Source organism: uncultured Tateyamaria sp. (genome assembly GCF_947488715.1).
Taxonomy (GTDB): domain Bacteria; phylum Pseudomonadota; class Alphaproteobacteria; order Rhodobacterales; family Rhodobacteraceae; genus Tateyamaria.
In genome coordinates, this window is the sequence record NZ_CANLAG010000001.1 from 19971 (window position 1) to 44963 (window position 24993).

Below are 24993 nucleotides of genomic sequence, written 5' to 3' on the forward strand. Positions count from 1 at the left end.
CGGGCGCGTCGTCAGGCGCGCTCGTTCACCCCACGGGCCACCCGGCCGCCGACAGCTTGGCCCGGATCTTAGCCTCGGCGCTGTCATGGCCTGCGTTGATCGCCATGTGCTGCCACACCCACCACAGATATGCGGCATAGTCCGGCCTGTGATCCGTCACCCGGTCAAACGCATCGCTGTCGCGCCCATCCACCATCACGTGATGAAAATCGGTCTGACCAAAGACAACGGATGGCTTGCCAAAAAACATGCCGTCAAAAGCGATGCTCGACGTCTGCGTCACCACAAAGCTGCACCGCGGCAGCAACGCGTCCCGCTCTCCCATACGAACGTCCAGCGCCGGGTCACGCGCCTCGAGCGCTTCGAGTTCGGCGAGCTCGCCCGGCGTATAAGTTTCCTTGGGGTGCAGGGTCACAATCAAACGCCGTCCGGGCAGGGCGGCGCGCGTGCGGCGGATCATGTCGAGCGGGCTACAGGATTGAAACGAACGCTGTTCGGTCAACCGGCCCTGTAGCGGGATATAGACAAACCCGTCATCTCCCACCTGATCCAACAACGCGCCACCGATGCGCTTGCGCCAGAAACCATAGAACCGATCCGCCTCTTTGCGCGGGCACTGACCGGGGTCGAACGCCGCGTGTGCGACGTCCCATTCCCACCGCTTGTCCGATGCCTGAATTTGCCAGAACGGATAGTGATAGACCCTGCGGAACGTCAGGCACCGCGCATTAGGCGGCGGTGTCATATGGCACAGACCGTAACCGCGACGCCCGGCAGCCTTGATCCGTTCGGCGGTGGTGTTCGGATGGAAACCAACCTCGAACCCCGCCGCGCGGAGTACGGCTGTGATCTTGCCAACGAAATTGTGCTGCCCGGCTGCGGCACTCTTGCGCAGATCATCTTCGAGGTAAAAGCGCACGCGTTTGGGTTCAGCCATGGCCGCACAGTAGGATCGGCAAACCCAAGGGGCAAGGCGCGGCCCTTGCCCTGTCTCGTGACCAAAGCCATATAGACCACAACAATGGACGGAGACCCACATGAGCAAGTCAGAGTTCCCCGGTTGGCACGGGACCACAATCATCGGGGTCAAAAAGGGCGGCGAAGTCGTCATTGCCGGTGACGGGCAAGTGTCGCTGGGCCAGACCGTGATCAAAGGCACCGCCCGCAAGGTCCGCCGCCTCAGCCCCGGTGGGTATGACGTCGTGGCCGGGTTTGCCGGGTCGACCGCCGATGCCTTTACCCTGCTGGAGCGTCTCGAAACCAAGCTTGAGGCAACGCCCGGCCAACTGGCCCGCGCAAGTGTTGAGCTGGCAAAGGACTGGCGCACCGACAAGTACCTGCAAAAGCTCGAGGCGATGTTGATCGTGACAGATGGCGAGGACCTGTTTGTCATCACCGGCGCGGGCGACGTTCTGGAACCTGAACACAATGTGACGGCCATTGGATCGGGCGGGAATTATGCGCTGGCCGCCGCACGCGGCATGATGGACAGCGACCGCAACGCCGAACAGGTGGCGCGGGACGCCATGGCCATCGCATCCGACATATGCGTCTACACAAATGGAAACCTGACCGTCGAGGCAATCCGCAAATGACCGACATGACCTATACCAAACTCGGCAACAGCGGTCTGATCGTCAGCCGCATGTGCTTTGGCACCATGACCTTTAGCCTCGGGTCCGAATGGATCCCCGGCGTCGCCAACGTCGGGCAGGATGCCGCGACCGAGATGGTGCAGCACGCGCTGGATCAGGGTGTGAACTTTTTCGACACGGCGGATGGCTATTCCAACGGCGAATCAGAACAGATCCTCGGCAAGGCGCTGGGCAAACGCCGGAACGAGGCGGTGATCTGCACCAAGCTGGGGTTCCGCCAGACGGACCAGATCAACGACACGGGCCTCAGCCGCGGCCACATCCAGAAACAGATCGACGGCAGCTTGGCCCGCATGGGCACCGATCACATCGACCTGCTGGTGCTGCACAAGACGGATTTCACCACCCCGATCGAGGAAACACTCGCCGCGCTGCAACAGGCCGTGGATCACGGCAAAGTCCGGTATCTCGGTGTCTCGAACTGGCCCGCATGGCAAGCCGCACGCGCGATCCAGTACCAGCGCGACAACCGCATGACGCCGTTTGTGACCGGCCAGTATCTCTACAACGCCGTCGCGCGTGATATCGAACAGGACGTTCTGCCGATGTTGGCCGACATGGGTGGCAGCCTGATGGCGTGGTCACCGCTGGCGGGAGGTCTGCTGTCTGGCAAATACGATCCCGACAACCTTGATGGCGGCGATGGTCGTTTGTCCGTGGGTGGCGATTTCCTGGATGTCGACAAGACGGTAGCACGCACCGCAATCTCGGCGCTCAATTCAATTGCCAAGGCGCATGACGCGCATCCGGCCACTGTGGCGCTGGCGTGGGTTTTGGCGCAAAAACGGGACCATACGGTCCTTTTCGGGGCATCCAAGCGCAGTCATATGGATGCAGCCCTGGCGGCACCGGGTCTGACATTGATGGCCGAAGACCTGGACGCATTGAACAGCGCGGGCATGCCTGGAAAACGGTATCCGCACTGGTTCGACGCCATGATGACAGACGAAATTCTGACCAAATCACTGGCCTAAAAGAAAAGGGCCACAGCGTCGCTGCGGCCCCCAAAACCTTTCGCATGCGAAAGGTCCATTAATTCAACTTAGCTACGCCCAGCGGCACGTTGAACTTCTCGCACCAGATCCAGACTTCGTTGTATTCGCTGGCGTCGATGCCTGCGGGAATCTCATAGCTGGATGCGCCGTTGTTCGACTTGAGCAGGCCCATCAGCGTGTCCTTGTCATAGCCGTCCTTGCCCAGCGCAACCTTGGGATCGGGCGCGCCGTCAAAGGTGAAGTCGCCCAGCAGGTTCACTTTGTTGCCCGCAACTTCGGCGGTACCGGTTGTGACGTGGTTGCTGGCGCCTTTGAATTTGCCAAGACGGCCATGACCGCCAGCCAACAGCGACGTTGCAGGAAGCGTGGCAAGGCCAACAGCAGTGAAGGTCAGGAATTTGCGGCGGTTCATCAGGAGTACTCCGTGGGTTGGTAATGACAGGAACATGGCAGATCGTTTCACAGATTGCATCTACCCCCACGCGGACGTGAGCGCGGTTGCGTTTCTGTGATCAAAGGTTACATGCAGTCGCAGAGGAGACCTGTATGACTGACCTGACCCCCCGCGAGATTGTTTCAGAGCTGGACCGTTTCATCATCGGTCAGGCAGACGCCAAACGGGCGGTGGCGGTGGCGCTGCGCAATCGGTGGCGGCGCAAGCAGTTGAATGACGATCTGCGCGATGAGGTCTATCCCAAGAATATCCTGATGATCGGGCCCACCGGCGTTGGCAAAACCGAGATCAGCCGCCGGTTGGCGAAGCTGGCGCGCGCGCCGTTCCTCAAGGTCGAGGCGACCAAGTTCACCGAGGTCGGCTACGTCGGGCGTGACGTGGAACAGATCATCCGTGATCTGGTGGATGCCGCCATTGCCCAGACCCGCGACCACATGCGCGAGGACGTCAAGGCCAACGCACACAAAGCCGCCGAAGACCGCGTGATCGAGGCGATTGCCGGCACGGACGCCCGCGATGGCACCCGCGAGATGTTCCGCAAAAAGCTGAAGTCGGGCGAGTTGGACGACACAGTGATTGAGCTGGAAGTCGCGGATACGTCGAACCCGTTTCCCACGATGGACATACCTGGCCAGCCCGGCGGCAACATGGGGATGATGAACCTCGGTGATCTGTTCGGCAAGGCGCTGGGCGGTCGGACCGTGCGCAAGAAGCTGACCGTCGCCCAAAGCTATGACCTGCTGATCGGAGAAGAGGCAGACAAGCTGTTGGACGACGAGGCGGTGACCAAGGCCGCGCTGGATGCGGTGCAGGAAAATGGCATCGTGTTTCTGGATGAGATCGACAAGGTGTGCGCCCGGTCCGATGCGCGTGGCGCAGATGTCAGCCGCGAGGGCGTGCAGCGTGATCTGTTGCCCCTGATCGAAGGCACAACCGTCAGCACCAAACACGGGCCGGTCAAGACGGATCATATCCTGTTCATCGCGTCCGGTGCGTTCCACATCGCCAAACCGTCCGACCTGTTGCCCGAATTGCAGGGGCGCTTGCCGATCCGCGTGGAATTGCGCGCGCTGACCGAGGATGACTTTGTCCGTATCCTTGAGGAAACCGACAACGCGCTGACGCTGCAATACACCGCCCTCATGGCGACCGAAGAAGTCACCGTGACCTTTGAACCCGAAGGCATCCGCGCGCTGGCCCGCATTGCCGCCGAGGTGAACCAAAGCGTTGAGAACATCGGCGCGCGGCGTCTGTACACGGTGATGGAGCGGGTGTTTGAGGAACTGTCCTTTACCGCGCCGGACCGAAGCGGCGACGAGATCGTGGTCAATGCCGCCTTCGTCGAGGAGCATCTCGGCGAATTGGCGCGGTCCACGGATGTCAGCCGATATGTTCTCTAGCCGTCCTGTGCGGGCTGGGATACATCGCTGGAAACGGAACCGGTCGGTGTAAAAATGCGGTGGATTGTCTTTGTTGCGATGCTGGCCCTGATCGGGTGCAGCGACCGGACAGCAGCCCCGATTGTTCCCGAGGCGCTGGATTACGGTCTGAACAAACCGCTGTTCATCGGCACAACGCGGGCGGTGAACGATGCAGGTGAATATGGCATCGGACGGTCCAACGAGTTGAGCCTGATGCGCGCCGTTGTATCGATCCCGCCGCAACGGACGTTGGGCAGCGTGTCGGACGGGTTCGACAGCCCCAAGCCCGAGCGCGATTTCGCCTTTGCTCAGCTTAGCCGTTTTCCAACCAAGACCGGGTTCGCCGACCGTTTGCGCGCAGACATGGACAAGACGCGCGATGTGACGGTTTTTGTGCATGGCTTTAACAACAGCTTCAGCGACTCGGCGTTTCGGATGGTGCAGTTGGCCCATGATCTGGAATTGCCCGGCGCGCATGTCAGTTATTCCTGGCCCAGCCGCGGTAATCCGCTGGGTTATGAATACGATCAGGACAGCGCATTGTTTGCCCGTGACGGGTTGGCCGAACTGTTGACGACCATCCGGTCCGCAGGACAGCCCAACATCATTGTTGTTGCGCATTCGATGGGCAGCGCGCTGGTGATGGAAACCTTTCGACAGCTAGAAATTGCCGAACCCGGTTGGGTTGGGCGCAATGTCGAAGGCGTGGTCCTGATGTCGCCGGACGTGAACATCGAGGTGTTCCGCAGCCAATTCGAGCGCCTACAAACCGTGCCAGACCCGTTTGTCGTGATCGTTTCGCGCAAGGATGCCGTGTTGCGATTGTCATCGCGGTTGCGGGGCGAGAAATCTCAGCTAGGCAACATTCAAAACGCGGATGACGTGGCCGATTTGCCGATCACGATCCTCGATGTCTCTGCCTTTTCTGACCGCCGGTCGGGGAATCACTTTGTTGCGGGCAGTTCGCCTGCGCTGATCCAACTGCTGCGCAACACGCCTGAACTGGACCGCAAGTTCCTGCGCGGTCGGTCCGGGGCGACTGTTGTATTGCCCGGACAACGGCGCGTGTCGGCGAACACCGCCGGACGCCTGCCACCCATTTCGGGCAGTGTGCGCTAGTGACGGGCGCGGCGCCCCAATCCGGCATTCTGTCCTTTTTGGCTCATAACCGGAATTGGCTGGCGGCGGGGGCTTTGCTGACCTTTTTGTCGTCGTTTGGGCAGACGTTCTTTATCTCTGTGTTCGCGGCGGAAATACGGGCGGATTTTGACCTGTCGCACGGTGAGTGGGGTGGCATCTATTCGCTGGGCACAACGGCGGCTGCGGCGGTGATGGTCTGGGCCGGTGGGCTGACCGACACGTTTCGCGCGCGGCAGTTGGGCGCATGGGTGTTGGGCATGCTGGCGCTGGCCTGTGTTGCAATGGCGATCAACCCCTATGCGTTGCTGTTGCCAGTTGTGATCTTTGCGCTGCGGCTGACGGGGCAGGGGATGACCAGCCATATCGCGATTGTGGCGATGGCGCGCTGGTTTGTTGCGACGCGGGGTCGGGCGCTGGCGGTGGCGACATTGGGGTTCTCGATTGGTGAGGCCATCCTGCCCATGACGTTCGTGGCGCTGATGACCGTGTTCGAATGGCGCAGCCTGTGGGGTGTCGTCGCGGTGATTGCCTTGGCGGGTATTCCGGTTCTGATGCTGCTGCTGCGGTCAGAGCGAACGCCGCAATCCATGGCCGAGGAAAACCAAAGCCTCGGCATGGCGGGACGGCATTGGACCCGGCGCGAGACGCTGACGCATGGGTTGTTCTGGATGATGGTGCCCGCGCTTGCCGGGCTGTCGGCCTTTGGCACTGCGTTCTTTTTCCATCAGGCGTACTATGCCGAGATCAAAGGCTGGACCCACCTGTCGCTGGTGGCCTTTTTCCCGGTCTATACGACCGTGGGCATTGTCGCGATGGTTCTGTCGGGGATGGCGCTGGACCGGTTTGGCACGGCGCGGTTGATGCCACTTTACCAAGTGCCGATGGTGGTGGCATTTGGGATCTTTGCCACGGCCGAGACCTTGCTGGGCGTTGCGCTGGGGCTGGTGTTCTTTGCGATGACGGCGGGTGCAAATTCCACATTGCCCAACGCGTTTTGGGCCGAGTTCTACGGCACGCGACATATCGGTTCGATCAAAGCGTTGGCGGCGGCGGTTATGGTTCTGGGCTCTGCCATTGGGCCGGGTATCACGGGCGTTCTGATCGACGCCGGAGTGGACTTGCCTATGCAATACATGGGCGTTTCGGTCTACTTCCTGTGCGCCAGTCTGTGCATGTGGATCGGTATCAACAGGGCGCGTCGGACGCTATCGGTTGCGACGTAGATAGACGTAGTAGGCACCGCCGCCGCCATGACGCAGATGCGCGGGCGTGACCTGTAAGACTGCGGAGGCCAAGGGCTGCATCGACAACCATTGCGGCACCTGATGGCGCAAGACCCCGTGGCGCACGGGGATCGGGCCGCCATCATCGCGGTTCTTGCCCTTGCCTGTCACCACCAGAACCAACCGTTTGCCCTGCGACTGTGCGCCCAGCACAAAACGGGTCAGGGCAGGGTGCGCACGGTCGAGTGTCATGCCGTGGAGGTCGAGTTTGCCCTCGGGGCGCAGCTTGCCGCGCTTGAGCTGGTCAAAGGCTTTGCGATCCATCTGGATCGGTTGAGCACGCACTTGATCCGTGATCGACGGCGTCAACGACACCGATGTTGTGGGGCGTGACGGCATGGAGGGCGTCAGCGTGCGCACCGCATCAAATGTGGGTTTAGACCGGGGGCCGGGCGCAGGTGTCTGCGTCACGAAATCCTCGGGATCGAATTTCGGCTGGGGGTGCAGGCGTTCGGTCTTGGATGCGACGCGACGCCATAGCTCTTCTTCTTCGGGGTGCAATTTGCGGCGGGTCATATCGCGCTTTCGGGCAGCAGGGCATAGGCACGTTGGATCGGCATGAGAACCATCATACGACCGGGATCACGCAAGCGGCCCGCCTGGCGACCGGCCTTGTCCCCGGTGCCAAAGAACACGTCAGCACGTTGCGCGCCCTTGATCGCGGACCCGGTGTCCTGGGCGATCATCAGACGGCGCAGCGGGTTCTTGCCGTCCTTTTCGATCCAGACGGGTGCACCCAATGGCACATGTGCGGGATCGACCGCGATGGACCGCATCGTGGTGATAGACCGGTTCATCGCACCCAAGGGGCCACGATCGGCAGGCACCTCGGACACCTCCCGGAAGAATACGTAGGACGGGTTATGGTACAGCAATTGCGTGCCATCGAACGGGTTCCGTTTGACCCAGTTCTTGATCACCTGCGCACTGACCTGGTGGGCGGCATAGGTGCCACGCCGCACCAGTTCGGAGCCGATGGAGCGGTATTCGTGACCGTTTGAACCCGAATAGCCAACGCGGATCATCTGTCCGCTGGGCAAACGTATCCGTCCAGAGCCCTGAATCTGGAGAAAGAACAGTTCGACCGGATCATCGACCCAGGCGATTTCCAGACCACGCCCATCCATCGCCGAACCTTCGAGAATTTGGCGGCGTGTCAGCCAAGGCCGCGACACGCGCGCCTCAGGGGGCATGGCATAGACGGGATAGCGGTAGCGGCTGCTGGGACGCAGCGCGCCGTCTAGTTCGGGTTCAAAATATCCGGTGAACAAGCCGTCTGCGCCGTCTTCGATCAGGACGGGACGAAAGAACAACTCAAAGAAAGCCCGTGGATCAGGCACATCTCCGGCTAGCGCGCAGAGAGACGACCAGTCGGGGTCTTTCATGTCGCGGCATGTGTTGCGGAATGTCGTGAGTGCGGCGGCGTGATCATCCGCCGCCCAGCCATCCAGCATCGAAAAATCGAGAACGGAATAACGCAATTCAGCCGTGGCAGGCCCTGTCATACCCATCACCGCCAAACACAGCCCGACAAAAGAGCCAATTACGCGTCTGTAGACACCAATATCCAATTCGGGTCGTCAGCCCCCATGGTTCGCGCGAAAGCCCATGTGTCTTTCTGCCGTTTCACCTCGGTCAGGCTACCTTCTACGATGTCTCCGCCCTGATCGCGAACAGCAGATGTGAGTTCAGCGACAAAACGTATCGTCAACTCACCCTCGCCTGTTTCAGGATCATAGGTCGCGTCTGTCAGTTTCAGTTCACGCACACCGATAAACTCGGCCTCGATGGTCAGGCCCTGATCTTCGCGTGCGGCGACGCCGTCCACAAAAGATTCGTATAGTTCCTCGGCGAGGAACGGTTGGATGTCGGACAGTTCGCCACGTTCGTAACCCATGACAATCATCTCATAGGCACCACGTGCGCCTTGCAGGAAATCAGCCACATGGAACGAGGGTTCCACGCGCTTCATCTCGGCGAGGGCCTTGGCGGCGTCACTGTCTTCATCGACATGGTCGGTGATGTCGAGATCGGGGCCACCTTCGATAACTTCGAGGTTGGGGCCACCGGCGCGATCATTGGCGGGTTTCGGCACAGGCGGTTGTTCAAAACCCTCGCGGGTGCCCAGCACGTTTTTAAGGCGCAGGATCAAAAACACGGCGATGCCCGCCAGGACAAGAAGCTGGATCAGCGGAGAATTCATTCTTACCTCATGTCTGGGACCGGAAACTGTGGTCCGGGTGGCAACGGCCACGTCCGAACCTTATGTAGGTGCAAGGGGACACCAAGTCCACTGCGGGGCGATCATGCCCCCCTGAAAGGATGTCGCACATGTGGTTGTTTGTTGCTTTTCTTATGGTTCCGCTCATCGAGATCGCGCTGTTTATCCAGATTGGCGGTGCCATCGGTCTGGGCTGGACGCTTTTGATCGTCGTTGTGACGGCGGTGATCGGCACGATGTTGGTCCGGGCGCAGGGTTTGCAGGCGATGAACCAGGTGAAATCGTCATTCAACCAGATGCGTGATCCAAGCGAGGCGTTGGCCCATGGCGCGATGATCCTGTTTTCCGGTGCGTTGTTGCTGACACCGGGGTTTTTCACCGATGCGGTAGGTTTTGCGCTGTTGGTGCCGGGGGTGCGGTTGGCCGTGTTCAAGTGGGCGCGGAGCCGGGTCAAGGTGACATCATTTGGCGGGCCGGGCTTTGACCATCGGCCACCGCAGAGGGACGACAACGTGATCGACGGCCAATATTCCGAGGTTTCGCCGGAACAACAGTCGTCGGATGGCCCGTCTGGGTGGACCAAGCATTGAGGCTGCGCGGCCAAGCTGTTACCAGAGGCAAAATTCATATTCCGCCTGGAGAGTAATTATGGCCGAAGAAAAAGCAGCCCCAGCCGCACAACCGCAAATGCGTGTGTTGGGCCAGTTTGTCCGTGACATGTCATTCGAGAACATCGTGGCCCAAAAGGGTGCGTCGCCCGACGTGCAACCCGACGTGCAGGTTCAGGTGAACCTTGATGCCAAAAAGCGCTCGCAGGACAAACAGTACGAGTCCGCGATCAAGCTGAACGTCACATCCAAGGACAAAGAGAGCGATGCGGTCCTGTTCGTGCTTGAGATCGACTATGTCGGCCTGTTCTTTATCGACAACGTCCCCGAAGACCAGCTGCACCCGTTCCTGTTGATCGAGTGCCCGCGCATGATCTTCCCGTTCCTGCGCCGTGTGGTCAGCGACATCACGCGTGACGGTGGTTTCCCGCCGCTGAACCTGGAAAACATCGACTTTATGTCGCTGTACCGGAACGAAATCGCGCGTCGTCAAAGCGAAGCATCGCCTGAGAACGCCTGATTTCTGATCCGTTTGGATTATGGCACCCGTCGCATCCGCGGCGGGTGTTTCAGTTTGGCCAGAGAGTTTTACCGCCCAATCCGCCAATAAATGCAGCGTGGGCATCCCGTTCGCTGTCTTTCAGCCGTGACGCAAGCGGGCGAGGGCGCGGCGGAGGTGTCCATGCGGTATCGGTACCCGTCGCATTGCGACCTCCAGACGACGCCGACAATGCAAAGTCGGGTTGCCGACCGCCGATAAGCTCCAGGTAAACTTCGGCCAGAATTTCACTGTCGAGCAGGGCACCGTGCAACGTCCGAGCGGAATTGTCGATCCCGAACCGGCGGCACAGCGCGTCCAGAGATGCGGGCGAGCCGGGGAAACGGCGGCGTGCAATGTCGAGCGTATCAATCGCCTGATCGTAGGGCAGTTGCGGCAATCCCAGCCATTTCAATTCCGCGTTCAGGAATTTCATGTCGAAGGCGGCGTTGTGGATCACCAGTTTGGCGTCACCAACGAAATCGAGGAACTTTTGCCCGATCTCGGCGAATTTGGGTTTACCGCGTAGAAAGTCGTCGCCCAACCCGTGCACTTCAAATGCTTCTTGGGGCATGGCGCGTTCCGGGTCGATATATTCGTGGAACACGTTTTCGGTTGGGACGTGCCGGATCAGTTCAATGGCACCGATTTCAACGATGCGATCACCGCTTTCCGGGTCAAAACCGGTGGTTTCCGTGTCGAGAACAATTTCTCTCATGTCAGCTCCGCCACTATTTCGGACACCTTAGCACGGGCGGATTCCAGCGTGGAAGTGTCGATGACATAGTCAGCCCGCGCGCGTTTCTCGGCATCGGGGGTTTGGCGGGACAGGATGTGGTCGAGATCTGTTTCAGTCATGGTGCCGCGGGCCAGAACCCGAGTGCGCTGGGTGTCGGCATCGACGCTGACCACAGCGACCTTGTCACATGTGGCATCGAGGCCGGTTTCAAACAAAAGAGGGACGTCGAGCACCACCAAACCCTGCGCCTGTTCGAGAAAGGCCGCGCGATCTGCGGCAACGAGTGGATGCACGATGGTGTTGATCCGATCCAACGCCGTTGGATCATCGGCAATGATTTGGCGCAGCGCGTCACGGTCAACGTGGCCGTCACCACGAATGACACCGGGGAATGCGGCATCCAACAGCGCAGGCGCCGGGCCGTCAGGTGCATACAACTGGTGCACGACGGCGTCCGCGTCCCACACAGCACAACCTGCGTCGCGGAACATCTGGGCGGTGGTGGATTTGCCCATTCCGATGGAACCGGTCAGGCCAAGTTTGATGATCATCGCAGAGCGGCGGCGCGTGTGGCGCTGTCGACATCGGGGCGCTGTCCAAACCAGCGTTCGAAGGCAGGCACCGCTTGGTGCAATAACATGCCCAGACCGTCGACCGTGACACAGCCCGCCTGTTCCGCTGTGGCCAGCAGATCGGTGCGCAGAGGTGCATAGACCAGATCGGTGACAACCGAACCGCGACGCAACCCATCCAACGGCACGCGCATCGCCGGTTTGCCAATCATGCCCAGCGACGTTGTGTTCACGACCAGCGCGGAATCCTCGAGAATATTGCCAGCCTGTACCCAGTCGACGACGGTGACGCGGTTACCAAAGTCATCCGCCAACTTTTCCGCGCGGACCCTCGTGCGATTGGTCACAAAAATCTCTGGCACGCCGGCGTCGAGCAGGGATGCAACCACGGCACGCGCGGCACCACCAGCGCCCAATACCGCGGCAGGGCCCGATGCGGGCGCCCATTGTGGTGCACCGGCGCGCAGATTCTCCAGAAATCCGTAGCCATCCGTGTTGTCCGCGTGAATTTGCCCATCCTTGCGAAAGATCAGCGTATTCGCCGCACCGATCAGCGTGGCCCGATCCGTCACGAGGTCTGCAATTTCCAGCGCGGATTCTTTGTGCGGGATCGTGATGTTCACCCCGACAAACCCGGCCTTGGGCAAGGTGCGCAACACCAGTTCCAGGTCCTGCGGCGCGACGTCCATGGGGATGTAGTCACCGGGCAGACCGTATGTCTTGAGCCAGTGGCGATGAAGTTGAGGAGATTTGGAGTGCGAGATCGGAGATCCGATCACTCCGGCCAGAGGTATTTTTGCTGACATGTTGTTCCGCCCGTCATCCTTGGATCACACCACGAAGCGTGAGAAAGGCCAGCAGTTCCAAAAGCGGCATTCCGAGAACATGGAAATAGTCCCCTTCAATGCTGTGAAACAGCCGCACCCCCTCGGCCTCAAGTTGATATGCGCCAACTGAGTGACGAATGTCATCCCAATTTCGTGCGATATATGCGTCCAGATACTCATCGGACACATTCCGCATGCGCAGACGGACCTGCCCGACGTGCCGCCAAATGGGTTTGCCCTCGTGATAGATGACTGCGGCAGACAGCAACATGTGGCGTTCGCCGCGCATGCTGGCCAGTTGCGCACGCGCATCCTGAACATCGATGGGTTTTGACAAGATGCGCCCGTCGAAGGCCAGCACCTGATCGCACCCAATGACCATGGCATCAGGGTTCTTGTCCGCAATTTTGCGGGCTTTCATTTCCGCCAAAGTATCAGCGATGTCGCGCGGCAGGGCTTCTTCGGCGAGGAGGGCGTGCTTAATTGTTTCTTCATCAATGCGGGGCATCTGTACATCAAAGTCCAAACCGGCATTGCGCATCAGATCAGCACGGATGCGGGACCCGGACGCAAGGATGATCGGTGTTGCCATGTGGATAACCCTGTGTGGGACACGTGTGGAAAATGCCGTGACCATGTGTGCGAAAACCCCGGCCACTGTGCAAGGTGGGATAACGCCGCCGCGCTACCCCGTTTGCCCGCAATTAATCCCGTGTCAGCAAGGATAACCGCAAGGCTGTGTGTAAGGTGCTATATACAATAATATCCACAAGGTACGCAGGACAGAAGTTACCTTTAGTACTCGTTAACCTATTGTTTTAAAAATATTTAATCTGATCACGCATACTTGTACCCGTGTGATCCTGAAACCTTTCCACACTGCGGAAAACTTGCGTGCAACATGATAATCCACAGAAATCCCGCTCCCTACAAAATCATCATCCTTTCTTATTTCTTTATTTTATTTATAGGAGGGATCCGGACACAGGAGGGTGACCAATGATCGACATGCTGGCCGGACTGTACCCGTGGATCAAGGCATTCCATATCATGTCTGTGATCGCGTGGATGGCAGCACTGTTCTATTTACCACGTCTGTATGTCTATCACACAGAACAGGTGGGACTTGAGGGCGAGACGCACGCCCTGTTTCAGACGATGGAATACAAGCTGCTGAAGGTGATCATGAACCCGGCAATGATTGCGACGTGGGTGTTTGGTCTGTGCCTTGTTGCGGTGCCAGGTGTGGTGGATTGGTCGATGGTCTGGCCCTGGACCAAGCTGGTGGGCATTCTGGCCATGTCTGGATTTCATGGATGGTTGAGCAAGCAGCGCAAAGCCTTTGCCGCGGGCGGGCCGGTCAAGACCGGGCGACAGTACCGGATGATGAACGAAGTGCCGACGCTGTTGATGGTGCTGATCGTTCTGTCGGTTGTGGTCAAATTCTGAAATCGTTGACTCGCGCCGTCTGGCAGCCTATCTGAGATGCGCACCCCGTCCGGGGATGCGTGCAGCATATACATCCCAAAGAAGCTGAGGCGCCGGTCTACGTGCGCCCTGAGAGTATTCCCATGACATCAGACGTTCTCGCCCTTGCCGATCTCAAGGCGCAAAGCCCCAAAGACCTTCTTGCCATGGCGGAGGAGCTGGAGATCGAAAATGCATCCACGATGCGCAAAGGCGAGATGATGTTCCAAATCCTGCGGGAACGCGCGGATGAGGGATGGGAAGTCTACGGTGATGGCGTTCTGGAAGTGTTGCAAGACGGGTTTGGGTTCTTGCGGTCGCCCGAGGCCAACTATCTGCCGGGCCCGGACGACATCTATGTGTCGCCGGACATGATCCGTCAGTATTCGCTGCGGACGGGTGATACGATTGATGGTCTGATTAAGGCACCGGACGACAACGAGCGGTACTTTGCCCTGACAAGTGCCACGCGCATCAATTTCGAAGAGCCGGAAAAGGCGCGCCACAAGATTGCGTTCGACAACCTGACGCCGCTGTATCCCGATGAGCGGCTGACTATGGAAACGAACGAGCCCGCGACCAAGGATCGGTCGGCGCGGATTATCGATCTGGTGTCGCCGATTGGTAAAGGCCAGCGGTCGTTGATCGTGGCTCCGCCGCGGACGGGTAAGACGGTTCTGTTGCAGAACATCGCGTCGAGCATCGAAAAGAACCATCCGGAGTGCTACCTGATCGTCCTGTTGATCGATGAACGGCCCGAAGAGGTGACGGACATGCAGCGGTCGGTGAAGGGCGAGGTCGTCAGCTCGACCTTTGACGAACCTGCCACACGTCACGTTGCGGTGTCGGAAATGGTGATCGAAAAAGCCAAGCGTTTGGTGGAGCATAAGCGAGATGTTGTTATCCTGCTCGACTCGATCACAAGACTTGGTAGAGCGTTCAACACAGTGGTGCCATCGTCGGGTAAGGTTCTGACCGGTGGTGTGGACGCCAATGCGCTGCAACGCCCCAAGCGGTTCTTTGGTGCAGCGCGGAACATCGAAGAGGGTGGTTCGTTGACCATCATCGCCACGGCGCTCATCGACACGGGCAGCCGGATGGACGAGGTGATCTTTGAAGAATTCAAAGGCACGGGTAACTCGGAGATTGTTCTGGATCGTAAGATTGCGGACAAACGCGTGTTCCCAGCGATGGACATCCTCAAGTCTGGCACGCGGAAAGAAGACCTGCTTGTCGACAAGACCGACCTGGCGAAGACATTTGTTCTTCGCCGTATCCTCAACCCGATGGGGACAACGGATGCCATCGAATTCCTGATTTCGAAGCTGAAGCAGACCAAGACGAACGAAGAGTTCTTTGACTCCATGAACACCTGATAGGTTCTCGGGGGTCGCGATGGACACGATCTTTGCCTTGGCTACGGCACAAGGGCGCGCTGGCGTTGCAGTTGTGCGGGTATCCGGGCCAGCAGCGTTCGGATGTGCCGAGGCCCTCTGTGGGCCTGTTCCAAGGCCCCGTAAGGCGGTTGTTCGAGAACTGAAGGACGGCGACGGCGCCGTTCTGGATCAGGCCTTGGTTTTAACCTTTCGTGGTCCGGCGAGTTTCACTGGTGAAAATGTTGTCGAATTCCACCTGCATGGCAGCATCGCTGTTGTGGCGGCGGTTTTACAGCGCTTGGGGCAATTGCCCTGCCGTGTTGCGGAGCCAGGTGAATTCACACGCCGGGCGCTGGAAAACGACAAGATGGATCTGGCGCAGGTCGAAGGCTTGGGCGATCTGATCGAAGCGGAGACAGAGGCGCAACGGAAACAGGCGCTGCGCACGGTCTCCGGCGCGCTGGGCGCGCGGATCGAGGCCTGGCGCAGCGATATGATCCGGGCGGCGTCGTTGATCGAAGTCACCATCGACTTTGCGGACGAGGACGTTCCGGTGGATGTGACGCCTGAAGTGCAACAACTCCTGGCGCGTGTCCGTGCAGATGTTGCGCAGGAATTGAATGGCTTTGAAGCAGCGGAGATGATCCGGTCAGGCTTGGAGGTTGCGATTGTTGGTCCACCAAACGCCGGCAAATCAACGCTGCTGAACGCGCTTGCCAAAAGGGATGCAGCGATCACGTCGCAGCGGGCTGGTACAACACGGGATGTCATCGAAGTCCGGATGGATTTGAATGGTCTACCGGTGACGTTGTTGGATACTGCGGGCTTGCGGGACGGCGAAGATGAAGTCGAAGTGGTTGGCATCCAGCGGGCCATTGAACGTGCAGAGGCAGCAGATTTGCGTGTGTTTCTGGTGGAACCCGAAGAAACACTGGCGATTGCGCCGCGTCGGGATGATATCGTTCTAGCGCCGAAAGCTGATGTTCGAACGGATGGCGCACCGGCTGTTTCCGGAAAAACAGGCGACGGTGTGCCTGAGTTGATCGCGCAAATATCGGATCAATTGGCACAACGGACGCGCGGTGCTGGGTTGATTACACATGCGCGGCATCGTGCGGCGATGGCCGCGGCGTTGCACACTTTGGATGATGCTCTGCGGTTTGTTGGTGCTGGCGCGGAACACTATGATATCGCGGCAGAGGAAATCAGAACGGCGATTCGATCATTGGAAGCAGTGGTTGGACGTATCGACGTTGAAAACTTGCTGGACGAGATTTTTTCGAGTTTTTGCCTGGGCAAATGATGGAGTGTTTCACGTGAAACAATTCGATGTCATCGTTATCGGTGGGGGTCACGCGGGGTGTGAGGCCGCCCATGCAGCGGCGCGCGTTGGTGCGCGGACGGCCCTCGTCACAATGAAAAAGAGCGGTATCGGCGTCATGTCCTGCAACCCTGCGATTGGTGGGTTGGGTAAGGGGCATCTTGTCCGTGAAATCGATGCGATGGACGGGATCATGGGGCGCGTTGCGGATGCGTCGGGTATTCAGTTCCGACTGCTCAATCGTCGCAAGGGTCCAGCCGTTCAAGGGCCACGTGCCCAGTCTGATCGCAAAATCTATCGCACCGAGATGCTGCGCCTCATTGAAAACACACCAAATCTCGATGTTATCGAGGGCGAAGTTGTGGATTTCAAAATGCAGGGTGACCGGGTTGCTGGTGTCACGCTTGCGGATGGATCTGAGGTCGTCGCGCGTTCTGTGGTTTTGACGACCGGGACGTTCCTGCGCGGATTGATCCACATTGGCGACACCTCTTATGCCGGTGGGCGTATGGGGGACAAGGCGTCGACGAAGCTCGCTGATCGTATGGACAGCTTTGGTTTGCCGATGGGTCGCCTAAAGACCGGAACACCACCGCGTCTGGATGTACGGACGATTGCCTGGGATCAACTAGACGTGCAGGACGGGGATGATGATCCGGTGCTGTTTTCGTTTATGTCGACCTCTGCACCGCTGCGTCAGGTGGCTTGTGGTGTGACGCATACAAACACAAGGACGCATGAGATCATTCGTAAAAACCTCGAGAGATCAGCAATGTACGGTGGCCACATCGAAGGGGTGGGCCCGCGATATTGCCCTTCGATTGAGGACAAGATTGTTCGGTTTGCCGACAAGGAATCGCATCAGATTTTCCTGGAGCCGGAAGGATTGGATGATCATACGGTTTATCCAAATGGTATTTCGACCTCTCTGCCTCAGGACGTGCAGGTGGACTATGTGCAGTCCATTGTCGGCCTCGAGCGGGCGGAGATCGTGCAGCCAGGATATGCGATTGAGTACGATTACGTTGATCCGCGTGCATTGAACGCAGAGCTGACGTTGGAAACTGTGCCGGGTTTGTATTTGGCTGGGCAAATCAACGGGACCACTGGTTATGAAGAGGCAGCCGCTCAGGGGTTGGTGGCCGGGTTGAATGCGGCGCATGCGGCGTTGGACCGAGAAGTGGTGCATTTCCGTCGGGATCAGAGCTATATCGGTGTGATGATTGATGATTTGACAACCCGTGGCGTGACTGAACCGTACAGGATGTTTACGTCGCGGGCGGAGTTCCGATTGTCCTTGCGTGCGGACAATGCGGATCAACGGCTCACGCCATTGGGTTTGAGCATCGGCTGTGTCGGAGAAGAGCGAAAAGCGGCGTTTGGTGAGAAGTCAGAGGCGTTGACGGCTGGCCGCGACGCTCTGGAAAGCCAGAGCTATACGCCGAAACAGATCGCTGCGACTGGCATTCGGATCAATCAGGACGGGACAAAGCGGACGCCATTTCAGTTGTTGGCGTTCCCAGACGTGACTTTTCCTGATGTTGAGCGCCTGGACCCCGCATTGGAGCAGATTGCACCAGACATTCAGGAGCAATTGGCGCGTGATGCCCTTTACGCCAACTATATTGAGCGACAGCGTAAAGATGTTGAGAAGATGAGGCGTGATGAACAGCACGCTATTCCTAAGGACTTTGATTACCGGGCTGTCACGGGTTTGTCGGCAGAACTGGGTGGCAAGTTGGAACGGGTAAGGCCGACGGATTTGGCGCAGGCTGGCCGAATTGATGGCATGACGCCCGCTGCGCTTGCATTGATCCTTGGGCGTATCCGCTATCTTGAGAAAAAATCCGCATGATCGCGCCACCCTCGTGGTTTTCAGGTGATGTTTCACGTGAAACATTGGAGCGTCTGGACGCATACCAGGCGTTGTTGCGCAAGTGGACCGTTAAGATCAATCTGATTGCGCGGTCGACTGTAGATGATGTCGCGCATCGCCATATCTGGGATTCCGCGCAGATTTACAGGCCATTTGATGGCACTTGGTGCGATCTGGGCAGTGGGGGCGGCTTGCCCGGAGTGGTGGTTGCGATTTTTGCAGCGGCAGTTAACCCCGAGGCCAAGGTTTCCTTGATCGAAAGCGATCAACGCAAGGCGACGTTTTTGCGCACATGCGCGCGGGAATTGGCGTTGCCCATGTCCGTTCATGCTCAAAGGGTGGAAAATACACCGCCGCAAGACGCAAGTGTTGTATCTGCGCGCGCGCTGGCCGATCTGGATCAATTGCTGGGTTGGTCACAGCCGCATCTGGGGCATGGTGGACAGTGTGTGTTCATGAAAGGCGCTCAATGGCAGCAAGAGGTCGCCGCAGCACGTGAAAACTGGCGGTTTTCTTGCGAGGCAACGCCGAGTATGACACACCAAGAAGCAGCAATCCTGACCATAAGGGACATCGAACGTGTCTGATCCGACGCGGCCGCAAGGGCCAAAAATCATCTCGATTGCCAACCAAAAGGGTGGCGTGGGCAAGACAACCACGACCATCAATTTGGCCGCTGCCTTGGTTGAACTGGGCTTGCGCGTGTTGGTTGTTGACCTGGACCCACAAGGGAACGCGTCCACCGGACTTGGGATTGATATGGAGGATCGTGTTCACACGACATACGACCTGTTGTTGGGCGAAGTTGACCTGAAGAACGTGGTTCTAGCGACGGATTTTGAAAATCTGTTGATTGTTTCGGCGACTGTCGACCTCAGCTCTGCGGATATTGAGCTAATTTCGAATGAAAAGCGCAGTTTTCTTTTGCATGATGCGCTGAGACAGACGGCGATGGATGTTTATGCGCTGGATTACATCCTGATTGATTGCCCGCCGTCACTGAATTTGCTGACAGTGAATGCAATGATTGCGTCACATTCTGTGCTTGTGCCGCTTCAGAGTGAGTTTTTCGCATTGGAAGGTCTGTCGCAACTGATGTTGACCATCAGAGAGGTGCGTCAGACGGGCAACCCTGGTTTGCGCATCGAAGGTGTGGTGATGACCATGCATGACGGGCGGAACAATTTGTCACAACAGGTCGAACAAGATGCTCGGGACAATCTGGGCGATATTGTTTTCAAAACCCGGATCCCCAGAAACGTCCGGGTGAGCGAGGCACCGTCATTTGCGATGCCTGTGTTGTCTTATGATGAGACGTCAAAAGGTGCGGTTGCCTATAGGCAGTTGGCCGAAGAATTGGTCGAGAATAACGCAGTGGTGAGGGCGTAACATGGCAGGCAACGACAAAAAACGGGGTTTGGGGCGCGGATTGTCGGCGTTGATGGCTGATGTGAATGAGCCGCAGGTGTCACAAGCCAGTCCACGTGCGGTGGACCAGCAGATTCCGATTGAAAAGATCGTGCCGAACCCTGATCAGCCGCGAAAACAGTTTGCGTCCGCGCCGCTGGACGATCTCGTTGCGTCGATCAAGGAAAAGGGCGTTTTGCAGCCTCTGATCGTCCGGCAAGTGGGCGACGTGTACGAGATTGTCGCTGGTGAGCGGCGGTGGCGGGCTGCGCAGCAGGCGCAACTGCATACTCTGCCGGTGCTGGTGCGGGATTTCACCGACACCGAAGTCCTCGAAGTTGCGATCATTGAGAACATTCAACGTGCCGATCTGAACCCGATCGAAGAAGCGGCGGGCTATAGGCAGCTGATGGATCGATTTGGCCATACGCAGGAGAAGATGGCCGAAGCGCTGGGTAAGAGCCGGAGCCACATCGCAAACCTGTTGCGGTTGTTGCAATTGCCGGATGCGGTGCAAAGCTTTGTTCTGGACGGATCGCTGAGCGCGGGTCATGCGCGCGCGCTGATCACTGCCGATGATCCAGCGGCGCTAGCCAAGAAAGTAATTGCGGGCGGCCTGTCGGTGCGTGCGACCGAGGCGCTGGTTAAGAAGTCTGTGGAACCTGCGGCCAAGAATATATTCTCGGGCGACAAACCTGCAGCGCCCGCAAAGGACGCGGATACAAAGGCGTTGGAAAGCGATTTGTCTGCGGCAACGGGTGTGCGGGTATCATTGACCCACAAACCGGATGGTGAAGCGGGGCAATTGACGTTGCATTATGACACTTTGGATCAGCTTGACGATTTGTGCCGCAGGTTGAGCAACGGTTAATCCGCTAAAAGCTGACGGATTACTTCGTTCAGCAGGCTGAAACCCTGGTTTGTTGCGCGAAGTTGTGTGTTTGAGACGTCGATCATACCAATTGTTTCTAGTTCGGATAAAGCGTTTGGATTCAATGGTTTGCCGCCTAATTCGGCAAATCTATCCAGATGAATACCGTCCGTGATCCGCATGCCCATCATCAGGTACTCAACGGCCTGATCCTGTGGCGACAAGACCTCTTGGGACTGTCTGTTTTCACCACCTAGCCATGCTGTCGGCATCCGCTTTTGCTCGGTTGCATAGCGCTGGCCGTTTAGCGTCAAGCGCCCATGCGCGCCGGGGCCAATACCGACGTAGTCGCCATAGCGCCAATACACCAAGTTATGCCGGGATTCCGCGCCGTCGCGTGCATGGTTCGACACCTCGTAACGCGGCATTCCGTGCGCTGAACAGAGATCCTGGGTGATCGCATACATGTCCGCAGACAGGTCGTCGTCTGGCAAACCGCCCAACTTACCCAGTGCGTAGCGATCCCCGAACGCTGTGCCCGGTTCGACGGTCAATTGGTACAGCGACACGTGATCCAGACCGAGGGACAGAGCCTGAGAAAGCTCTGATTCCCACTGTGTTAGAGACTGTTTTTGCCTGCCGTACATGAGATCAAAGCTGACCCGATCAAACGTCGCACGGGCGATGTCGAAGGCAGCGAGACCCTCGGCGGCTGTGTGCATGCGACCAAGCGCGCGAAGATCGTCGTCGTTCAACGCTTGAATGCCCATGGACACACGATTGACGCCAGCAGCGTGGAAATCCCGGAACTTGGCGGACTCAACAGAGGTTGGATTAGCCTCGAGCGAAACCTCGAGGTCGTTCGCGGTGGGCCAGGTTTGCTGCACGGTGGACAGGATCGCATCGACGGTTTTGGGTGCCATTAGGCTAGGGGTGCCGCCGCCAAAGAAAACCGACCGCAGAACACGGCCCGAGGTCAGTTCGCCGGCCCGTTTGATTTCGGAAACATAGGCGTCTTTCCACGCGTCGTGGTCGACGGTGCGGGTGACGTGGCTGTTGAAATCGCAGTAGGGGCATTTTGCGGCACAAAATGGCCAGTGGATGTACAGGCCAAACCCGCCGTTTTCCCAATCGTCAGCCAAAACAGCCCGCAATCAGTTTGGCAAAGCTGTCGGCACGGTGGCTGATCGCGTTCTTTTCGTCGTGGGACATTTCCGCAAACGTGCGGGTGTGGCCGAGCGGTTGGAACATCGGGTCATACCCGTGCCCCAGTTTCCCCCGCATTGGCCAGACCAGCGTTCCGTCTACGGTGCCTGCAAACACTTCGTCATGGCCATCAGGCCACGCCAGCACCAGGGTTGAACAGAACCGCGCGGTCCAGGGTTGAGCCGTGTTCCGAGCAACCAATTCAGAATGTGTCCGGGTCATCGCCATGACAAAATCGCGTCCATCCGGCGTTTCGGCCCAGTCGGCGGTATAAACCCCAGGCGCGCCGTCCAGTCCATCAACCTCGATCCCGGAATCGTCCGCCAGCGCGGGCAGCCCGGTGGCGGAGACAGCAGCGTGCGCCTTGATCCGGGCATTTCCGACAAAGGTGGTTTCCGTTTCTTCGGGTTCGGCCAGGTTCAATTCTGCGGCACCGACGACATCCACGCCAAACGGGGCAAAGAGCTGTTCCATCTCTTCGAGTTTGCCCGCGTTGTGCGTCGCAACCAGAATCCGTTTGCCGTCGAATGCGCGTGTCATTTTGCAGCAGCCAATTGCATTGCGGCCAGTTCGCCCACGCCTTTTTCCGCCAGATCCATCAAGCTGTTCATCTGGTCGCGGGTAAAGGTTGACCCCTCAGCGCTCATCTGGATTTCGATCAGTTGACCGTCGGCGGTCATGATAAAGTTGCCGTCGACGCCTGCTTCGCTGTCTTCGGGATAGTCGAGGTCCAGCACAGGCTGCCCGGCGTAGATCCCACAGCTGACGGCGGCCACTGGGGACACCAGCGGATCGGTGACAATATCGCCCGCTTTCATCAGTGCGTTCACGGCAAGACGCAGCGCGACCCAACCGCCCGTGATCGACGCGCAACGTGTGCCGCCGTCGGCCTGAAGAACATCACAGTCGACGGTGATCTGACGTTCACCCAGAGCAACCCGGTCGACACCGGCGCGCAATGCACGGCCAATCAGTCGTTGGATTTCAACGGTGCGCCCGCCTTGCTTGCCCGACGCAGCCTCGCGGCGCATGCGGGTGTTTGTTGCGCGCGGCAGCATTCCGTATTCCGCTGTCACCCAACCCAGGCCTGACCCTTTGATGAACGGCGGCACGCGGTCTTCGATGGTGGCGGTACACAAGACATGCGTGTCGCCCATTTTCATCAAAACCGATCCCTCGGCGTGTTTGGTAAAGCCTGTTTCGATTGAAACAGAGCGCATTTCGCTTAACTCTCGTCCGGAGGGGCGCATAGGGTGTCCTTTTCGCTGCTGCGTCGGGATACCGTTCTGCGGACCCCCGTGGCAACCCCGATTGACCTTTGATTTTCAGGGGCATTTAATCACTTCGATGACAGATACAGGCAAATTGCTGGATGATATGAACGAGCGGTCGCGCGAAGTGTTTCGCCGCGTCGTCGAGGGATATCTGGATACAGGCGATCCCGTGGGTTCGCGGACCCTGACCCGCGATTTCAGCGAAAAGGTCAGCGCCGCGACGATCCGCAATGTGATGCAGGACCTGGAATATATGGGCCTCTTGGGCAGTCCGCATGTCAGTGCAGGGCGGGTGCCGACACAGATGGGTCTGCGGATGTTTGTCGACGGTCTGCTGGAAATGGGCGTGCCGGACACCTCTGACCGTGAAAAGATTGACGCCACGCTGGGGTCAAATGAACGCGATGTTGCAGGGTTGCTGGATCGGGTTGGATCGGCTTTGTCCGGTGTGACGCACGGTGCGTCGTTGGTACTGACGCCCAAGCACGAGGCGCCGATCAAACATTTGGATTTTGTCCCACTTGGACCGGATCAGGCACTGGTCGTTTTGGTGTTTGCCGACGGGCATGTGGAAAACCGTCTGTTCCAGCCGCCAGCCGGGCAAACGCCTTCGTCTATGCGCGAGGCAGCCAATTTCCTGAATGCCGTGATCGAAGGCCATACACTGAGCGAAGTCAGCGCGCTGGTTCAGAAAGAGATTTCGACCCGTAGGCAAGAGTTGGACACGCTGTCGCAGGCCTTGGTGGAAAACGGTTTGGCGTCCTGGGAAGGGTCGGGGGATACGCCCGAGCGATTGATCGTACGGGGCCGGTCGAATTTGTTGCACGAATCGGCCGAGGCCGAAGACTTGGATCGCATTCGTTCGTTGTTTGATGACCTTGAGCGGAAGCGTGACATTGCTGAATTCCTGGACCTCACGCAAGATGGTGACGGCGTGCGCATTTTTATCGGTTCAGAGAACAAACTTTTCTCACTTTCGGGTTCCTCTTTGGTCGTTTCCCCATATATGAACGCGGATCGAAAGATTATCGGAGCGGTTGGGGTCATTGGGCCCACGAGGCTGAATTATGGCCGGATCGTTCCGATCGTGGACTACACAGCCCAGCTGGTCGGGCGGATGCTGACGGACCGCAGTGAAAGGTGAACAATGGCTGAGCCGAAAAACGATGATTTCCTTGACGATATCGAGATGGCCGAGGGCGAGGAATATGCCGACGAGATGGCAGAGATTGATGACGAGGCGCTGGAACTGGACCAGTTGCGCGCCGAACGTGATGAGCTGAAAGACCGGTTCATGCGTGCGTTGGCGGATGCCGAAAATGCGCGCAAGCGGTCGGACAAAGACCGTCGCGAGGCCGAGAACTATGGCGGGTCCAAGCTGGCCCGCGATATGTTGCCGGTCTATGACAACATGAAACGCGCGCTTGAGGCCGCGACCGATGACCAACGCGAGGTATCGGGTGCGCTGTTGGAAGGTGTCGAGCTGACCATGCGCGAACTTTTGAACGTGTTCAAAAAACACGGGATCGAAGTGATTGCGCCAGAGGTCGGAGATGTGTTCGATCCGCAGCACCATCAGGCGATGTTCGAAGCACCCGTGCCCGGCACCAAGGCTGGAGAGATCATTCAGGTCGCCGCTGAAGGGTTCATGTTGCACGACCGGTTGCTGCGCCCCGCGCAGGTCGGAGTGTCGTCGATGCCTGCAAGCTAGGATCTTGCATATTTTTAGAACAATGAAGACG

At 58.4% G+C, this 24993-nt stretch carries 28 protein-coding genes; 16 read left to right on the forward strand and 12 right to left on the reverse strand.

The features are described from left to right. Positions 1–25: 25 nt before the first annotated feature. Positions 26–937, reverse strand: a complete 912-nt coding sequence (locus tag Q0936_RS00090) for a hypothetical protein (protein WP_299294800.1) — start codon at positions 935–937, stop codon at positions 26–28. 100 nt (positions 938–1037) lie between these two features. Here Q0936_RS00090 and hslV point away from each other — a divergent pair, with 100 nt between their 5' ends. Together hslV and Q0936_RS00100 are read left to right on the forward strand one after the other, a co-directional pair. Continuing rightward, positions 1038–1595 (forward strand): ATP-dependent protease subunit HslV, encoded by a 558-nt coding sequence (gene hslV, locus Q0936_RS00095; RefSeq protein WP_299139840.1) that lies wholly within the window; start codon positions 1038–1040, stop codon positions 1593–1595. Next, the gene (locus tag Q0936_RS00100) at positions 1592–2629 is read left to right on the forward strand and encodes an aldo/keto reductase (protein ID WP_299294799.1); all 1038 of its coding nucleotides are present in this window, start codon (positions 1592–1594) and stop codon (positions 2627–2629) included. The genes hslV and Q0936_RS00100 overlap by 4 nt, the downstream gene beginning before the upstream one ends. Before the next feature lie 58 nt (positions 2630–2687). Here the strand turns inward: Q0936_RS00100 and Q0936_RS00105 are convergent, their stop codons facing one another. After that, positions 2688–3062 carry a DM13 domain-containing protein gene (locus Q0936_RS00105; protein ID WP_299294797.1) on the reverse strand — a complete coding sequence of 125 codons (375 nt, stop codon included), beginning with the start codon at positions 3060–3062 and terminating at the stop codon, positions 2688–2690. A 134-nt stretch (positions 3063–3196) separates the two neighbouring features. Here Q0936_RS00105 and hslU point away from each other — a divergent pair, with 134 nt between their 5' ends. From hslU to Q0936_RS00120, 3 genes are all read left to right on the forward strand, one after another. Then, positions 3197–4504 carry an ATP-dependent protease ATPase subunit HslU gene (gene hslU, locus Q0936_RS00110; protein WP_299294795.1) on the forward strand — a complete coding sequence of 436 codons (1308 nt, stop codon included), beginning with the start codon at positions 3197–3199 and terminating at the stop codon, positions 4502–4504. A gap of 54 nt (positions 4505–4558) precedes the next feature. After that, a complete protein-coding gene (locus Q0936_RS00115) occupies positions 4559–5644 on the forward strand; it encodes an alpha/beta fold hydrolase (RefSeq protein ID WP_299139832.1) in 1086 nt (361 codons plus the stop codon). 74 nt (positions 5645–5718) lie between these two features. After that, a complete protein-coding gene (locus tag Q0936_RS00120) occupies positions 5719–6888 on the forward strand; it encodes an MFS transporter (protein WP_299294793.1) in 1170 nt (389 codons plus the stop codon). Here Q0936_RS00120 and Q0936_RS00125 read toward each other — a convergent pair. Genes Q0936_RS00125 through Q0936_RS00135 form a run of 3 tightly spaced genes read right to left on the reverse strand, consistent with a single transcriptional unit; the run spans position 6871 to position 9151 of the window. After that, a complete protein-coding gene (locus tag Q0936_RS00125) occupies positions 6871–7464 on the reverse strand; it encodes a Smr/MutS family protein (protein WP_299294791.1) in 594 nt (197 codons plus the stop codon). The two genes, Q0936_RS00120 and Q0936_RS00125, sit on opposite strands and share 18 nt — an antisense overlap. Beyond that, positions 7461–8453, reverse strand: coding sequence for an MltA domain-containing protein (locus Q0936_RS00130; protein WP_299139825.1), 993 nt, complete (start codon positions 8451–8453; stop codon positions 7461–7463). The genes Q0936_RS00125 and Q0936_RS00130 overlap by 4 nt, the downstream gene beginning before the upstream one ends. Before the next feature lie 38 nt (positions 8454–8491). Continuing rightward, on the reverse strand, positions 8492–9151 hold the full coding sequence (locus Q0936_RS00135; protein WP_299139823.1) for a Tim44/TimA family putative adaptor protein: 660 nt from the start codon (positions 9149–9151) through the stop codon (positions 8492–8494). A gap of 128 nt (positions 9152–9279) precedes the next feature. Here Q0936_RS00135 and Q0936_RS00140 point away from each other — a divergent pair, with 128 nt between their 5' ends. Continuing rightward, the gene (locus Q0936_RS00140) at positions 9280–9759 is read left to right on the forward strand and encodes an FxsA family protein (protein WP_299294789.1); all 480 of its coding nucleotides are present in this window, start codon (positions 9280–9282) and stop codon (positions 9757–9759) included. Positions 9760–9817: 58 nt separating this feature from the next. Beyond that, on the forward strand, positions 9818–10297 hold the full coding sequence (gene secB / locus Q0936_RS00145) for a protein-export chaperone SecB (RefSeq protein WP_299139821.1): 480 nt from the start codon (positions 9818–9820) through the stop codon (positions 10295–10297). A gap of 49 nt (positions 10298–10346) precedes the next feature. Here secB and dnaQ read toward each other — a convergent pair whose 3' ends face one another. Genes dnaQ through Q0936_RS00165 form a run of 4 tightly spaced genes read right to left on the reverse strand, consistent with a single transcriptional unit; the run spans position 10347 to position 13045 of the window. Further along, positions 10347–11033 (reverse strand): DNA polymerase III subunit epsilon, encoded by a 687-nt coding sequence (dnaQ, locus tag Q0936_RS00150; protein WP_299294787.1) that lies wholly within the window; start codon positions 11031–11033, stop codon positions 10347–10349. Next, on the reverse strand, positions 11030–11605 hold the full coding sequence (coaE, locus tag Q0936_RS00155; protein WP_299294785.1) for a dephospho-CoA kinase: 576 nt from the start codon (positions 11603–11605) through the stop codon (positions 11030–11032). Before coaE ends, dnaQ begins: the two co-directional genes overlap by 4 nt. Further along, complete coding sequence (locus Q0936_RS00160) at positions 11602–12432, reverse strand: shikimate dehydrogenase (protein WP_299139815.1); 831 nt, start codon at positions 12430–12432, stop codon at positions 11602–11604. The genes coaE and Q0936_RS00160 overlap by 4 nt, the downstream gene beginning before the upstream one ends. Before the next feature lie 13 nt (positions 12433–12445). Beyond that, positions 12446–13045: a Maf family nucleotide pyrophosphatase gene (locus Q0936_RS00165; protein WP_299294783.1), complete on the reverse strand. Its 600-nt coding sequence runs from the start codon at positions 13043–13045 to the stop codon at positions 12446–12448. A gap of 407 nt (positions 13046–13452) precedes the next feature. Here Q0936_RS00165 and hemJ point away from each other — a divergent pair, with 407 nt between their 5' ends. The 7 genes from hemJ (at position 13453) to Q0936_RS00200 (ending at position 20771) form a co-directional block, all read left to right on the forward strand. After that, entirely contained in the window at positions 13453–13902 is a 450-nt protein-coding gene (hemJ, locus tag Q0936_RS00170) for a protoporphyrinogen oxidase HemJ (protein WP_299294781.1), read from the forward strand. 122 nt (positions 13903–14024) lie between these two features. Next, positions 14025–15296 carry a transcription termination factor Rho gene (gene rho / locus Q0936_RS00175; RefSeq protein ID WP_299139808.1) on the forward strand — a complete coding sequence of 424 codons (1272 nt, stop codon included), beginning with the start codon at positions 14025–14027 and terminating at the stop codon, positions 15294–15296. A 19-nt stretch (positions 15297–15315) separates the two neighbouring features. Further along, positions 15316–16599, forward strand: a complete 1284-nt coding sequence (gene mnmE, locus Q0936_RS00180) for a tRNA uridine-5-carboxymethylaminomethyl(34) synthesis GTPase MnmE (protein WP_299294779.1) — start codon at positions 15316–15318, stop codon at positions 16597–16599. A 4-nt stretch (positions 16600–16603) separates the two neighbouring features. After that, positions 16604–18472, forward strand: coding sequence for a tRNA uridine-5-carboxymethylaminomethyl(34) synthesis enzyme MnmG (gene mnmG / locus Q0936_RS00185; protein ID WP_299294813.1), 1869 nt, complete (start codon positions 16604–16606; stop codon positions 18470–18472). Further along, entirely contained in the window at positions 18469–19080 is a 612-nt protein-coding gene (gene rsmG / locus Q0936_RS00190; RefSeq protein WP_299294777.1) for a 16S rRNA (guanine(527)-N(7))-methyltransferase RsmG, read from the forward strand. Before mnmG ends, rsmG begins: the two co-directional genes overlap by 4 nt. Further along, the gene (locus tag Q0936_RS00195) at positions 19073–19882 is read left to right on the forward strand and encodes an AAA family ATPase (protein WP_299294775.1); all 810 of its coding nucleotides are present in this window, start codon (positions 19073–19075) and stop codon (positions 19880–19882) included. The genes rsmG and Q0936_RS00195 overlap by 8 nt, the downstream gene beginning before the upstream one ends. Before the next feature lies 1 nt (position 19883). Next, on the forward strand, positions 19884–20771 hold the full coding sequence (locus tag Q0936_RS00200) for a ParB/RepB/Spo0J family partition protein (protein WP_299294773.1): 888 nt from the start codon (positions 19884–19886) through the stop codon (positions 20769–20771). On the opposite strand, the gene hemW is transcribed toward Q0936_RS00200, so the two are convergent. Genes hemW through rph form a run of 3 tightly spaced genes read right to left on the reverse strand, consistent with a single transcriptional unit; the run spans position 20768 to position 23227 of the window. After that, positions 20768–21913 carry a radical SAM family heme chaperone HemW gene (gene hemW, locus Q0936_RS00205; protein ID WP_299377772.1) on the reverse strand — a complete coding sequence of 382 codons (1146 nt, stop codon included), beginning with the start codon at positions 21911–21913 and terminating at the stop codon, positions 20768–20770. The genes Q0936_RS00200 and hemW overlap by 4 nt on opposite strands. Continuing rightward, entirely contained in the window at positions 21906–22517 is a 612-nt protein-coding gene (rdgB, locus tag Q0936_RS00210; protein WP_299294744.1) for an RdgB/HAM1 family non-canonical purine NTP pyrophosphatase, read from the reverse strand. Before rdgB ends, hemW begins: the two co-directional genes overlap by 8 nt. Next, the gene (gene rph / locus Q0936_RS00215) at positions 22514–23227 is read right to left on the reverse strand and encodes a ribonuclease PH (protein ID WP_299139795.1); all 714 of its coding nucleotides are present in this window, start codon (positions 23225–23227) and stop codon (positions 22514–22516) included. The genes rdgB and rph overlap by 4 nt, the downstream gene beginning before the upstream one ends. 97 nt (positions 23228–23324) lie before the next feature. Between rph and hrcA the strand changes: the two genes are divergently transcribed. Then, a complete protein-coding gene (hrcA, locus tag Q0936_RS00220) occupies positions 23325–24395 on the forward strand; it encodes a heat-inducible transcriptional repressor HrcA (RefSeq protein ID WP_299139793.1) in 1071 nt (356 codons plus the stop codon). A 3-nt stretch (positions 24396–24398) separates the two neighbouring features. Then, a complete protein-coding gene (grpE, locus tag Q0936_RS00225; protein WP_299139791.1) occupies positions 24399–24962 on the forward strand; it encodes a nucleotide exchange factor GrpE in 564 nt (187 codons plus the stop codon). Positions 24963–24993: the final 31 nt, after the last annotated feature.